The organism is Enterococcus sp. DIV0802b, assembly GCF_050543535.1.
Classification (GTDB): Bacteria; Bacillota; Bacilli; order Lactobacillales; family Enterococcaceae; genus Enterococcus_D; species Enterococcus_D entomosocium.
On sequence record NZ_CP172941.1, the window covers coordinates 3,078,977 to 3,091,905 of the forward strand.

Here is a 12,929-nt window from a genome sequence, read left to right on the forward strand (position 1 = left end):
TCACCCAATTCCTCTAACAATCAGCTAAATGTCGCTTCCCACCCATCATAAAGCTTTCGAAATGTCTCTTTTGGTTGATTGGGTTCATTATAAACTTTTTGGCTAATGGCCGCTTGGAGCCAAAAAATCGCTTGGATCACTTCACGACTAGTCTGAGACTCAGGCACATCCGCCCAGACGGATAAAGCGATCGCCTGTGTTTGGGCAAGCTGTTCCTGTGCAACTGGTTGTCCATTGGCAAACGTCGTCAACTGGAATTCATTGCTGATTTTTTCGTAAGTTGGGTAGGTATACCCTGCTGCTTCTCCTAAGACATAATAGAAAAAATTATCATTGTGATTGATCATGGTATAGCCCTTTTCAAAAAAGACATCCGCCGGCGCCATATTCTGGTTCCAACGGGTCCAATAGGAGATTTGACAATTCTCCGTCAACGTTGTCTGCTCTTGGCGATTCAAGCGGTAAAACCCATCATTCCAGACCCGTACAACAAAGCCGAGACTTTCAACAAAGGCCGCCAGCTCATTGACATAATCAATAAAGACTTCGATTCCGCTGGCTTTTTCCCCATAGCGCTCGCGGGCAGCTTCGATCATTTGTGGAAAGTTTTCTAACTGGTCAAAATCAATAAACTCATCGGCCCCGATGTGAAAATAGGTGCTGTCTTCAAACAGTTGCGCATATTCCCGATAAACTTCCTGAATAAAGGCTACCGCTTCTGAATCCAAAATGTTCAATGCTCGATCATCACGAGTGCCATCTGCTGTCAGCAATTGCCATTGAGGTTTTTGTGCTAGGACTTGACGCAAATGACCAGGAGAATCAAAATCAGGGATAATGGCAATTTCATGGTTTTGAGCATACGCAATCAATTCACGAATTTCTTGCTTGGTCAAACATTCTTCCGAAACAATTTCTGGAAATTGCTGGGATTCAATCCGAAAGCCTTCGTTTTCCGAAAAATGAAGTTGCAGATGCGTGAATTGGAAGCAAGCCATGCTGCGGACGATTGCTTTCAAATCAGCTAGCGAATAAAATTTGCGCCCGATATCGATCATCAGACAGCGTTCTTTAAGCGCTGCTAGATAGCTTTTCTGTGCTAATTGACCCGTCGCCTGATCTCGGCCATATTTGGTTAACGCGTAAAAGGCATGTTCTGGCGAGGACACACTGATTGTTTGGTTTTCAAATCGAAAATCAGCATCCAGCTGCGGATCGATCACTATTTTCGGTAACGGATCTTTCGCCGACTGCCAACCTATTTCCTCAAAAAAGACGGCTGCTCGTTGCTGAACTTTTGTCAAATCAACTTGTTTGTTCATCTCATTTTCCCCCATACTTTCAATAATTTCTCATTTTTTGGTTCATTTCACGGTATTGCCCTGGTGTCACACCCACTATTTTTCGGAACTTTCTCGTATAATTGGAAACATCATAATACCCATTGTTGCGAATAATTTCTTTGATTGGCAAATCTGTTTCAATCAGTTCCTCTTTGATTTTTTTCAGTCTTAGTTCTTGAATATATTTGGAGAAGGTTTTGCCGCTTTCTTTTTTTACAAAACGGCTGACATAAGAGACAGAAACACCAACCTCCTCTGCCACCGATTCCAAGGAGAGCTGTGAGGAATGGTAATTTTCTTGGATAAAACTGAAGATTTTCTCATTCATTTCCGACTCATCATCCAGCGGCTGTTTCTGCACCTTCGTGCAAATCTGCTGGGCAATCGTTAACAAGGCAGACTGCAATTGATTCAAGCTGTTGAAATCAGCACTTTCAGAAGCGGTATGCAGTACTTCTGCCCCCACCAATTCACCGCCGACTTGCGCGATCGTATTCAACAAGTAGTAGCCATACATTTTTTGGACACGAGGCGAAGTCTGTTTACTCTCGCCTTCTTCGATCAACCGCTGGATCGTTTCACTGGCAATCTCAATATTTCCTTGATTCAAGGCTTGGATCAATTTTAATTTTTGATTGTCTGGATAATTGATTGGCAAATGATTGGTCTCTTTGGAAAGCTCCGCATAGTAGCTGATTTGCTTGCCTTGACTCCCTTGATTTTCCAGTGCTGCCAACCCTTCGATATAGGATTCATTGATGGCGGTTAGTTGATCGACCGTCATACCGACACCCATTGTGGGTGTTAGGGAGATCGCATGGGTAATTTTTTCCGCAATGGCATCCACAATTTCTTGTTGTTCTTTGCCATCAACAAACCCTACGGTCAAGGCTAACATTTCTTTGGATAAAATTTCCGTCGCATATGCCGTATAATCCGCCTCTTTGATTTCCTCGATATAATCGATCAGAAATTTTTTATCTCCTTGCTTGGCTTTGGAATCCACAGTTTTCGTATCGATGGCGATCACAAAGTAATTTGACTTAGGAAAGCAGACATGAACCGCTTCTAAAAGCAAAGCCAGTTCTTGCTCGGACCGAAAACGTCCGCTCATTAATTTGCGCAGCACTTGCTCTCTGGCATGAGGTGTTTGCAGGCGGACTTCCTGATGTAGTTCTTGGTGCTCAACCAAAAATGCCGCCAAGGTATTATGGACATCATCCATCGAATGAAGGGTCATTTTGGGGTCCCGATGAAACTCCTGAACCAGATTTTCGATTTTGCGAATCGGCCGATAACTGCGTAAACCAAGCATCACGACTGCGGTGATCCCCGTAAACAATATGGCAATAAATACTAGGACGAACTGCTCTTGGACACGGTTGACTGAAGCCAGCGCTTGATTCGGATTAGCAACGGCTACCACTGAAATATTCAATTCATTATTGGCAATCGCTTGAACAAAATACGTTGATTGTTCAAACCGCATTCGTCCTGTTTGAATGCCTTTTTTCATGCGTTCGGGATGATTTAAAAAGCGCGCTAACTCATCATTGGTGGTACTGGCTAATAACTGGTACTCATCATTGATAATATAGGTGTTACTGATCCCATCGTTATTGCTAAGATCAAGAATTCTCTTCAAATTGTTCTCTTTGATTTCATAGATCGCTGAGCCATAGACAGTCATCTCTTCACTTTGAATGGGAACGATATAAAAAAAGCGGGAATAGCGCTGTTCCTCACCGGCGCCTTCTAATGTCAACAATGTAGGCGCTGAGGAATCCAATTGTGCGGCTAACTGTTCCTGGCCCATTTCATTTTTCGGCAGTACTTTTTTCAAAAATGTGTCAAAAGAGAATGATCCTACGGTTGAATACAAGGTTGCTGGGGACTCTTTATAATATAAATAGACTTCTTCGACTAAGTCGTTGGTGATTTTGTATGTTTGCATGGCCTCTCTTGCTTCTTTGGTCAAGTAAGGATGCTGCAAATATTTCATTGAGACAACATGATCATTGGTCATTTTTTGCGTCAGATAATTCAATTGAATAAACGTATTTTCTAAAGAATATTTCAACTGAATCAATTGGTTTCTAGCGGTCAGCATCACCTGTTCATTGATACTTTTGACAGAGGTATCATACCAAATCCATGACACGGCTAAAAAAGGCACTAAAAATACGATTAAATAAGAGCTGATGGCACGAATGATTTCCCTAAATAGTTTTTGACGATTCAGTTCCGTGTACTTTCCCATTTGCATCACCTATTCTCTGTTATTTCGAAAGCTCAAAAACGCTTTCATTTATCGGTACTTATTTAGGAGAAAAGAATGTATGATACTCTAATAAAATACGCTTTATTTTAATAAAAAACAATGCTTTTTTACAAGTCAGCTATCAGGCTTGTATTTTCTTAACCAGTTATAACAAGCGCCCAATAAATTAGATTCATTGCCGAAACGACAGGCACAAATGTTTGGCACGATAACAGTACTAGGAATCTGCTCAGCAATCATAGCTAATCGTGCGTTTACATGTGGGATCAAGAAACGGCTCGCACTGATTCCACCGCCAATCAAGATGATTTCCGGATCAATCATATATTGCAGGCTATAGCAAGCCGCCGCCAGTTTATCGACAAAATCAGCTACTACTGGCAGACATCGCGGATCTTGTTCTTGAACCAGTGTATCAATACGCTGGCCATTGATTGTTGGGTCTCCGATACGTTTTGCTGTTTTCTCTACTAATGTTCTGGTTGACCCTGCAATGCTCCAAAGTTCCCAATCCTTCCTTTCGGTCGGAAAAAGCAGATAACCAAACTCTCCTGCTAGTAAGTGTTTGCCGCGAATCAATTGATGATCGATCATCAAGCCACCGCCAACGGATGTACCTAGGACAATTGTCGCAAAGGACGCACAATTTTGAGCGTGACCCAACCATTTTTCTGCCAATAACGCACAGTTGCCATCATTTTCGGCAGCCACTGGACATTGGTATGTACTGCGCAAATGCTTAACCAGTCTTTTACCAAATCCTTCATATAAAGGTGATGTCATCCCGATTTCTTGGCTTCGGGGATCAACCAGTCCCGTTGAGCTAATAGCGATGCCATCAAATGCTGCTGCATAGAATGCATCGATCTGTCGACATATACGTTGCGTGACTGTGGAATATTCCTTGTTCATAGGAAATTGAGTCAATTGTCTGCGTTCCCCTTGACTATTCACTAACCCACATTTAATAGCAGTACCGCCAATATCAATTGCTAAAATCCACATTTTCTTGACCTCACAAGGTTTTCTTTTGTCTTGCATTCAGTATACGCAACCAATGTTTTCAGCGACCATATGTATTTCTTGCAACAATATGTCAAATCCGTCCAAGCCATAAAAAAGCCCGCAACGAAAGATATCTTGCATTTAGAAAGAATATACATTGTACATACAGAGATAGCTTCTCTGCTTATTTTTTTAGCACTTGAATGATCTGGTTTAACGTTCAGCTTCACAAAAATGTTCATCATGCAAAGCTAAAAAATAGAACTATTAGATACAATGTCTGAGAATTTTATAAACAAAGGAATCAGCTACTCCCGTTTTTTCTATTAAGATAAGCTATAAACAAAAAAACCGTCACGCATAAGACATCCTCTCATGCGTGATCGGCATTCTACTTACTCATTGAATTTTAGGAATAGATCAAACAATTTTAAGAACTTAGTTGCAGACTCTTGGTGTCACAACAAAAAATCTATTCGCAGTAAACTAATTTTGTTCTGTTCTTACACTCTGGTCACTTATTGCTCATTTGATTCATAAAACCTCAATAAAGCGCTTGTGCTCGTTCAATACAATTCCTGCTCCAAATAATCCACCAACGGAACCAAGTATTTTTTATCCGTCCAATCGCAATCTTGTCCATTGGCTTCCATGAGTACCTTCGTCTGTGGGTCATAGGTGTGTGGCTCTTTTTTAGCGGCCGCTTTTCTTAACATTTTCACTAAGGTTCGATCGAAAAAGTTCATTTTGCTTTCCTGCCATTGTCCTCTTCCGTAAAAAAAGGGGATGTCCTTTAGCGGACCCGTGAGATTCTGTTCTCTGAGTTTTTTCACTACCACTTTTTCAGGAACAGAAGCTCCCGCACAAAAGATGAGTATCTCTTTGCCTTTTAGCTGATTGCTATTCTTTTTTAAAAAGGACAGTCCAGCAATACCCGAAGCATAGATTCCCCCACAGAAGATAATTGTGTCATAATCCATTACTTCAGCTATTTTGGCTTTTGGGGTTTCTAGGCAGGGAAAACCTGTTGCTTCTTGAAGCCAGTGGACATACTTTTTGACAGCGCCGTATTTCGATTGATAAACAATAATGCCATTTTTCATGAGGAATTCCTCCCTGCAGTTAGGACTGCGACCTACTTTTTGCGCCATCTATTGCCTGTTTCAAAAACATCTCGTAAGCTTTTTCCTGTTGTGCATAGATTTCATCTAGTGGAATACCAGGTGTCGTTACTGCGAAAATCGTACCGATTCCGATCGTGTAAATGAGCATATGCATGTGTAGCTGTTTGGCGGTTTCTATGCTAATATTCAAATCGGCGGCAATCCTTTGGGCTACTTGAGGATTCGTCTCCAACTGATACAGCTCTTCTAATGACGAAACATTCGCTCTTTTTTGTAAGACAAAAATTCTCAAAATTTGGGGTTCTTCTTTCGCCAATTGCAAATATGCGTGTCCGGTACTGCGAAACAGATCCTGGGTGTCACTATGGGCTTCTAAAAACTCTTGTAAAAATTGCCGTGCTCTCTGCTCTACTTCTGTCCGCAGTCCTTCCATATTGGTGCAATAACTATAAATGGGCTGGACTGAACAGCCTAACCTTTCCGCAATATTTTTTACAATCACTTGCTCCATACCGCCTTTTCGAGCAATCTCAAAAGCGGCATCAACCACCATTTCCTTTGTTATTCGTTGTTTTGGCATCCAAGTCCCTCCTTAAGCACAAGTCACATTATATAAACGATTTATATAACTCGATTATATTCTTTTGTTCCTGCGAAGTCAATCGGGTTCAAGACACTACTCCCTCACTCTTTCTATTGAATAAAGAACTGTCGGTTTCTCCCAAATCACCGTTCATAGGTTGTAAATCTTGCATTACTTCCCAGTGATTGCTGGCTCTTTTATCCGCACAAAAAAGGTACAGCCCACAGAAAAAGGCTGTACCGTTGATAATACGTATGGACTCTTTTGCACTCGAAGCTGCTAAACTTCTGGGGTGTCCTCTGGTGGTGCTTCGAGGATTGGTTCTTCCTCTTCATACAAGGAGGAAACCCGCGTATACCATTCAAACACATGGGTAATGATCACCTTGGCAGCCGCATAGACAGGAATCCCTAAAATGACCCCAACAAGACCAAACAATTTTCCTGAAGTCAAGAGGACTAACAGGATCGTGACAGGATGGATCGACAACTCATTTCCTAGAACTAATGGCGAAATCAAGCGTCCTTCAATGGTTTGCTCAATAACAAAGACGATCAGAACTTGGATCAGTAACACTGGTCCGCCGACGATTCCTAAAAAAACCGCAGGGATCATGGCCAAAAAGGAGCCTAAATAAGGGATCAAATTTAGAAATCCCGCTGCAATCCCCAGTGTGATGGCATAATCTAAGCCAATAATACTAAAGCCGATCATAAACATCACTGCGACCGCAAACGCCACTGTCAGCTGTCCCCGAATATAGGAGGATACCTGGTCATTCATTTCTTTTAAAACGATCAGTGACGGCTGGCGCATTTTGGTTGGTAAAAATTTGACAAAATAAGGGGCTAGTTTGCGGCCATCTTTCAGTAGGTAGAACAAAATAAACGGCATGGTAATGACCGCTAAAACGATCGTCGCAACGGCCCCGAAGAAACTACCTAGATTTTGAATCGTACTACGGGAAAGATTTTGGACGATATCCGTCAGAGAAGAAATCAACTTCTCATTGGAAGCTTCGATCTGATCTTGGACTTGCGAGAAGATTGGATCAGACAAGATTTCATTCACCTTATTCTCAATAATCGTCAAATACCCCGGCAGATTATCCGCAAAACTCATGGATTGCTCTTGGATCTTAGGAATGATGACCACCACCCCCCAGACAATCAGACCAACCACCAAAACAAAAAGACCAAAAATACTGTAAATTCGTTTGATTCCTTTGCGCTCCAAATAGTCAACAGTGGGATTCATCAAGTAATACAAGATCCCCGCCAAAATGATTGGCAATCCGACGATGGCTAAAAATTGCCAGACAGGCTCAAACAAATATGAAACTTTCGTGAAGAGCAGCAAAATTAAGAGAATCAATAAAATGACCAGCAAGCTGGTCACTGCTTGATTGTTTAAAAACCATTTCCAAAACCAGGAATGCGGCTTTTTCTGCGTTTCTTTCATGACATTCTTTGCCTCCTAGTTGTACGTCACTTGCATGCCGACTTCTAGGTTCGGCAAAACAGTTGGCGTTAAATAAATCGCACTTGAAAGCGGTTCTTCAGCCGGCACTTCGTCAAAGACAAAGGTCACATGCTGGATCGTTTGCAGGATTTGGTTAGCCACCGTTCCTACATATTGGACTTGATAGGTCTGATCACCAAAAGTAATCTGATCCTCTTTCTTTACGACTAACGCTTGCGAATCAGGAATCGTTTGGATGACTGAATATTCTCGCAATGTATCGGTCGCTTCTTCCCCAAAGAAGATGATCATTCTTTCTTGCGAATCGATCGCTTGTGGACCAATTTCTTTGATCGTCCCTTTTTTCATATGACAAACTCCCCTTTCTATCTTCTCGTTTATTATAACATAAAGAGTTTTTCTACCCGCCCAAAACCGCATTCTATGGTAGAATTAAAGAGGAATGAAACTATTAGGAGGTTTTTTTATGTTGCAAACGATTTATTTAGGTACGTACACTCGTCGCGAAAGTAAGGGGATCTATTCGATCGCTTTAGATACGGAAAAAGGAACACTGACCGATTTGACCTTATGTGCGGAAGAAAAAAGTCCGACTTATCTTGCCCGCAGTAAAAAAGAAGCAGTTTACAGCGTCACAGAAGTAGCTGGCAACGGCGGCGCCGCTGCTTATACCCCAGACTTTACCTTGCTGAATACCGCAACGGAAGAAGGCGCACCCCTTTGCTATGTAGCAGTTGATGAAAACCGTCAGCTTTTATATGGTGCCAACTACCACAAAGGTGAAGTGAATGTTTATAAAATTCTAGAAGATGGCAGCATCGAAGCAACGGACAGCATCTACCATGATGAACCCGTCGGCTCTCATGAAAACCAAGACAAACCTCATGTCCATTATACTGACTTAACACCAGACCAACGTTTAGCAGTTTGTGACCTTGGAACGGACCGGGTCTATACTTATGATATTTCAGAAGATGGCAAACTGACAGAAGTAGCTGTCTATGTGGCAGAAGACGGAACTGGTCCTCGTCACTTAGTCTTCCATCCAAATAACCAATACGCTTACTTAGTGGGCGAATTAGACAGCTCATTGACTGTTTTACGCTACAATCAAGCAGATGGCAGTTTTGAGAAAATCCAAAAGGTGCCAACGATCCCTGCGGACTTTACGGATTTCAACAGTGGCGCTGCGGTACGGATCTCGAACGATGGACGTTTTGTTTACAGCTCAAATCGCGGCCATAATTCAATCGCTGTTTTTGAAGTAACCGATGAAGGCGCTGGCCTGGCTTTTGTTCAATCAATCTCAACAGAAGGCGACTTCCCTCGCGATTTCGATTTGGACCCGACAAACGATTATCTGGTTTGTGCCAACCAAAATTCTGATAACCTAACGTTATACAAACGCGATGAAGCCACTGGCAAATTGACTGTCTTAGAAAAAGACATCTACGCACCAGAATGTGTCTGCGTCTTATTCAAAAAATAAAGTTTTGGAGGATTCCCCCATGTTTGATAAAACACCAAAGGAACTCGTGCTCAAAGATTTTTCTAATATCTACAATAAATGTCAATCAACCTTTGAACTAGTGACGAGCCGCAAATACAATGAATCATTGGTCCTATTAACGACTGCAGAAACGTATGCGATCGCTGAAAAAGCCTATATTCGCTGTGATACTGCCAAAGAGCTGCAAACAACGGAAGTCATTGCTTTCTTTGATGCTTTTGAGATCTATTATTTTGAATTAAAACAAGTCCTTTTTCATGATGACGATGATTTTGTTTCTTTAAAAAATCGTTTAGAAAAAATGAAAGACACTTACGAAGCATTGACAGCCTCATTTCATTTGTTATGATGAAATCAAATCAAAAGTGAAAAAGGTGACGTTATGAACCAAGAACAAGTGTTGGATCGTTTACGAGAAGAATTGGCCATGCCATTTTTCGAAGCAAAACTAGAAGACAAAGACTATTCCGAAGAAGACTATCAACAAGTCAAAGCGGATTTGGTAAAATACTTTGATGACTATGTACGTAATGTAGAAAATTAAGAAACAGCCTGCGATGATTCATTCATCGCAGGCTGTTTTGCTATTATAACGTCACTAGAAAGTTTTGATTCGTCGTAGCTTCGATCTGAGGATGCTGTTTCAAATAGTCAGCAATCAGTTCCGTCATATCGACTTGAATCTCACGAACGATTTTTTCGGCAGAAAACATGGCGTAGTTGCCACCGCCCACGGCACGGTATTGGTTGATGACGATCTCTAATTCTTGGTCCATCGCAATGGCTTTTTCTTCAAAGTCCAAACGGGTGATTCGTTGACCAACGGGTTGACTAAGATCGATCGTATACTCGATGCCTTCATACATATCGTAGTTATAATATTGCGGTTTTGGTTCAATAAAAGCAGGATTGAAAACGATCTGACCGTCAACAACGGCTAAATAATCCGCCGTTTGTTCTAAAGCAGCTTTTAATTCGGCACCTGTTATTTTGACTACAGCTAATGTATTTGGGTAAATATAATTGGTGATCACATCCCGCATCGTGATGGTTGCGCCAAAGCCTTTGCCTTCATTGTTGAAAAGAGCAGTGCCAGAAATTTTAGCACCGCTGGCAGCCATCTGAACACGATTGATGAATTCAATATAAGGATGCTCTTTCAAGCGTGCCCCCATCGGATCGTTGATTCGCATGTCCCCACTGACTTTGCCTAACGGCTGATCTAGCCATGTTTGTAACTCTTCTTCGATGGGTGCTAACAAAGCCAACGTCTCTTGATCTGGGACAGCATCCGCAACAGGGATCAACGCAGCCGTACTGTTTGTGACATGAATCCCTGTCTGATTTTTTTCAACCGTCAATTCGATGGCGCCGATAAAGCTTCCACGATAACCGGGCTGCACAACAGGGACACCATTGATTTTTGTGGCGATCTCACGATGTTGGTGTCCTGTGAAGAAGGCATCGATTCCTGAAACTTCCTGCAATAATTGATAGCCCTCATTTTCGCCGGTCAATAATTCAGTCGGTTCCCCAGTGACTAAATCACGCTCGAAGCCGCCATGATAACTGACAACAACAATATCGGCTTGTTCTCGTAAGTAAGGTACATAGTTTTTCGCTGTCTCAACAATACTGACAAATTGCATCCCGCGAATCGTCGCAGGTTGTTCCCAATGAGGAATATAGGGCGTCACCATTCCTAAAATCGCGATCTTTACCCCTTCTTTTTCAATGATGGTGTAAGCTTGCCCAAAGAATGGTTCCCCCGCTTCATTTAAAATATTGGCTGCAAGTACCGGCGTTTGGTAGCTGGCGATCGCTTCTTGCAAATAAGGCAGACCGTAGTTGAACTCATGATTGCCTAAGACATGAACATCAACGTCTAGGTGGTTGACGACAGCGGTCAATGCGGCAACGGAGTGCTGGCTTTTGGCAATGTAATAGCTTAAGGGCGAGCCTTGGATAAAGTCGCCATTTTCGATCGTTACGACCGGTCCGGTGGCTGCTTGGCGCAGTTCTTTCATTTTGGTGGCAACTTTTGCCACGCCGAATCCTTGTTCCGTGTCATCGGCAAAATTGGTTGGATAGACATAGCCATGCATATCGCTCGTTTCTAAAAACGTGATTTTCATTCAAAAGACTCCTTTTCCCCTCAATACACCAAAAGGGCATGCGCATAAGTCGAAAACCCTCGAAAGCCAGCAAATTTTGCTTCCTTGCGTCTTCAAACCTTATGATACAAACCCTTTGGTGTTTCATCTCAGGTGTTTCCCTGATTATACCCTATTTTGACGAAGAAATTCAGAATTATTGGTTCCAAGCATCTTCTAATTGTGGTTTTGCGTTTTCAATCAATTGATCGACATCTTGATCTGTATTAGACAAAATGTTTTCCATGATTGAACGCATTTCATTGTAAGCAGGATCAGCATTTTCAATCACTGGGATCGAGAACAATTCTTTGGTTGCATCTTCTAATTTGGCAGCCACTTTTGTTTCAGGATTGTTTTTGTATTCATCGCTTTCCAAAACAGATTCAACAACTGGCATGTAGCCGGTATCGATTGCCCATGTTTTTTGCGCTTCTGGAGAAGTCAAGAATTTCATGTATTCAAAAGCAGCAGTACGTTGCTCTGGTGTTGCGCTGTTGAACATGTACAAGTCAGTTCCTTGTTGCAAGTTGATTGGTTCTGGACGAGCTGCTACGTCATATTCAAATTTGCCTTCGGTATCTTTTTTAACAAAACCTTCCCCTGCGATTGAGCCGACATACATTGCGACTTGCTCGTTGGCAAATGGTCCAGACAAGTATTGATCAGAACCAGCGATTCGGAAGTAGCCCTCTTTGACACCATCCAGGTAGTAGTTGATGACTTCTTTTGATTCATCGCTGTCTAGTTGCAAGTCTTTGTCAAAATCAACACCTTGGTTTTTCATTGCGATGGCGTAGTAGTTGTTTAATGAGTCAAAACCAGCACCTACTACTTCACCGTTTGATTTTTCAAAGATTTCTTGAGAAGCTTCTTTTAATTCTTCAAGGTTTGTCGGTACGTCAATACCATACTCGTCTAACATGTCTGCATTGTAGAACAGCATTTCTGTTGATTTGTTGAAAGGAATCCCGTATTGCACGCCGTCGATCTGCGCGCCTTCTAAAAGGGCACTGCGGATCTCTTCTTGGTCACCCCAACCGATAGTATCATCGTTGATGTATTCGCCAAGGTCAACCAACATGTCATCTTGGGCAGCATTCCATAACCAACCAGGATATGCTTGGGTGATAGTTGGTAGATCTTTTGGTGAAGGCAAGGTTGAATTCACCTTTGCTTGTAGATCAGAGTAGCTGGATTGGTTTTGCAATTCGATCTTGATGTTTGGATTTTCGTCCATGAATTGCTCCGTCAATTTCGTCAATGATTCTTCTTGCGCACCATTCATTGCATGCCAAAAGGTGACAGTCGTATCTTCGCTTAGTTCTGTAACGATTTCATCACTTTCGGTAGAACCAGATGAATCGTTGTTGTTTCCACAAGCCCCTAATACCAATGTCGCGGCTGCAGCTGCTGCAAATGCAAGTTTCTTTGTTTTCATTTTTTCC

12 protein-coding genes are annotated in these 12,929 nt (G+C 42.1%); 3 read left to right on the forward strand and 9 right to left on the reverse strand.

What is annotated here, in order from left to right:
- Positions 1–20 precede the first annotated feature (20 nt).
- The 7 genes from IGJ12_RS14325 to IGJ12_RS14355 all read right to left on the reverse strand — a co-directional run bounded on the left by IGJ12_RS14325 (position 21) and on the right by IGJ12_RS14355 (position 8,166).
- Entirely contained in the window at positions 21–1,322 is a 1,302-nt protein-coding gene (locus IGJ12_RS14325) for a family 20 glycosylhydrolase (RefSeq protein ID WP_430619151.1), read from the reverse strand.
- A gap of 19 nt (positions 1,323–1,341) precedes the next feature.
- Positions 1,342–3,609 (reverse strand): helix-turn-helix domain-containing protein, encoded by a 2,268-nt coding sequence (locus IGJ12_RS14330; RefSeq protein ID WP_430619152.1) that lies wholly within the window; start codon positions 3,607–3,609, stop codon positions 1,342–1,344.
- A gap of 129 nt (positions 3,610–3,738) precedes the next feature.
- Complete coding sequence (locus tag IGJ12_RS14335; protein WP_101699360.1) at positions 3,739–4,665, reverse strand: ROK family protein; 927 nt, start codon at positions 4,663–4,665, stop codon at positions 3,739–3,741.
- A gap of 530 nt (positions 4,666–5,195) precedes the next feature.
- Complete coding sequence (locus IGJ12_RS14340) at positions 5,196–5,732, reverse strand: flavodoxin domain-containing protein (RefSeq protein ID WP_008379457.1); 537 nt, start codon at positions 5,730–5,732, stop codon at positions 5,196–5,198.
- Between the two features lie 19 nt (positions 5,733–5,751).
- On the reverse strand, positions 5,752–6,333 hold the full coding sequence (locus IGJ12_RS14345) for a TetR/AcrR family transcriptional regulator (RefSeq protein ID WP_086372380.1): 582 nt from the start codon (positions 6,331–6,333) through the stop codon (positions 5,752–5,754).
- Positions 6,334–6,615: 282 nt separating this feature from the next.
- A complete protein-coding gene (locus IGJ12_RS14350) occupies positions 6,616–7,797 on the reverse strand; it encodes an AI-2E family transporter (RefSeq protein ID WP_005233743.1) in 1,182 nt (393 codons plus the stop codon).
- A 15-nt stretch (positions 7,798–7,812) separates the two neighbouring features.
- On the reverse strand, positions 7,813–8,166 hold the full coding sequence (locus IGJ12_RS14355; RefSeq protein WP_042890673.1) for a PTS glucitol/sorbitol transporter subunit IIA: 354 nt from the start codon (positions 8,164–8,166) through the stop codon (positions 7,813–7,815).
- A 118-nt stretch (positions 8,167–8,284) separates the two neighbouring features.
- Between IGJ12_RS14355 and IGJ12_RS14360 the strand changes: the two genes are divergently transcribed.
- From IGJ12_RS14360 to IGJ12_RS14370, 3 genes are read left to right on the forward strand one after another with little or no spacing between them, the layout of a single operon-like run.
- On the forward strand, positions 8,285–9,307 hold the full coding sequence (locus IGJ12_RS14360) for a lactonase family protein (protein WP_034878296.1): 1,023 nt from the start codon (positions 8,285–8,287) through the stop codon (positions 9,305–9,307).
- Positions 9,308–9,326: 19 nt separating this feature from the next.
- Positions 9,327–9,677, forward strand: coding sequence for a hypothetical protein (locus tag IGJ12_RS14365; protein ID WP_196043791.1), 351 nt, complete (start codon positions 9,327–9,329; stop codon positions 9,675–9,677).
- 33 nt (positions 9,678–9,710) lie between these two features.
- Entirely contained in the window at positions 9,711–9,872 is a 162-nt protein-coding gene (locus tag IGJ12_RS14370) for a hypothetical protein (RefSeq protein WP_005233739.1), read from the forward strand.
- Positions 9,873–9,915: 43 nt separating this feature from the next.
- On the opposite strand, the gene IGJ12_RS14375 is transcribed toward IGJ12_RS14370, so the two are convergent.
- Both IGJ12_RS14375 and IGJ12_RS14380 read right to left on the reverse strand, forming a co-directional pair.
- Positions 9,916–11,463 carry a bifunctional metallophosphatase/5'-nucleotidase gene (locus IGJ12_RS14375; RefSeq protein ID WP_430619153.1) on the reverse strand — a complete coding sequence of 516 codons (1,548 nt, stop codon included), beginning with the start codon at positions 11,461–11,463 and terminating at the stop codon, positions 9,916–9,918.
- A 175-nt stretch (positions 11,464–11,638) separates the two neighbouring features.
- Positions 11,639–12,922 (reverse strand): ABC transporter substrate-binding protein, encoded by a 1,284-nt coding sequence (locus tag IGJ12_RS14380; RefSeq protein ID WP_005233730.1) that lies wholly within the window; start codon positions 12,920–12,922, stop codon positions 11,639–11,641.
- Positions 12,923–12,929: the final 7 nt, after the last annotated feature.

Bases quoted from the DNA above. Each gene is read 5' to 3' on its own strand.
- IGJ12_RS14345 (WP_086372380.1), bottom strand. From the start codon at position 6,333: ATGCCAAAACAACGAATAACAAAGGAAATGGTGGTTGATGCCGCTTTT.
- IGJ12_RS14335 (WP_101699360.1), bottom strand. From the start codon at position 4,665: ATGCAAGACAAAAGAAAACCTTGTGAGGTCAAGAAAATGTGGATTTTA.
- IGJ12_RS14370 (WP_005233739.1), top strand. From the start codon at position 9,711: ATGAACCAAGAACAAGTGTTGGATCGTTTACGAGAAGAATTGGCCATG.
- IGJ12_RS14360 (WP_034878296.1), top strand. From the start codon at position 8,285: ATGTTGCAAACGATTTATTTAGGTACGTACACTCGTCGCGAAAGTAAG.
- IGJ12_RS14355 (WP_042890673.1), bottom strand. From the start codon at position 8,166: ATGAAAAAAGGGACGATCAAAGAAATTGGTCCACAAGCGATCGATTCG.
- IGJ12_RS14350 (WP_005233743.1), bottom strand. From the start codon at position 7,797: ATGAAAGAAACGCAGAAAAAGCCGCATTCCTGGTTTTGGAAATGGTTT.
- IGJ12_RS14325 (WP_430619151.1), bottom strand. From the start codon at position 1,322: ATGAACAAACAAGTTGATTTGACAAAAGTTCAGCAACGAGCAGCCGTC.
- IGJ12_RS14380 (WP_005233730.1), bottom strand. From the start codon at position 12,922: ATGAAAACAAAGAAACTTGCATTTGCAGCAGCTGCAGCCGCGACATTG.
- IGJ12_RS14330 (WP_430619152.1), bottom strand. From the start codon at position 3,609: ATGCAAATGGGAAAGTACACGGAACTGAATCGTCAAAAACTATTTAGG.
- IGJ12_RS14365 (WP_196043791.1), top strand. From the start codon at position 9,327: ATGTTTGATAAAACACCAAAGGAACTCGTGCTCAAAGATTTTTCTAAT.
- IGJ12_RS14375 (WP_430619153.1), bottom strand. From the start codon at position 11,463: ATGAAAATCACGTTTTTAGAAACGAGCGATATGCATGGCTATGTCTAT.
- IGJ12_RS14340 (WP_008379457.1), bottom strand. From the start codon at position 5,732: ATGAAAAATGGCATTATTGTTTATCAATCGAAATACGGCGCTGTCAAA.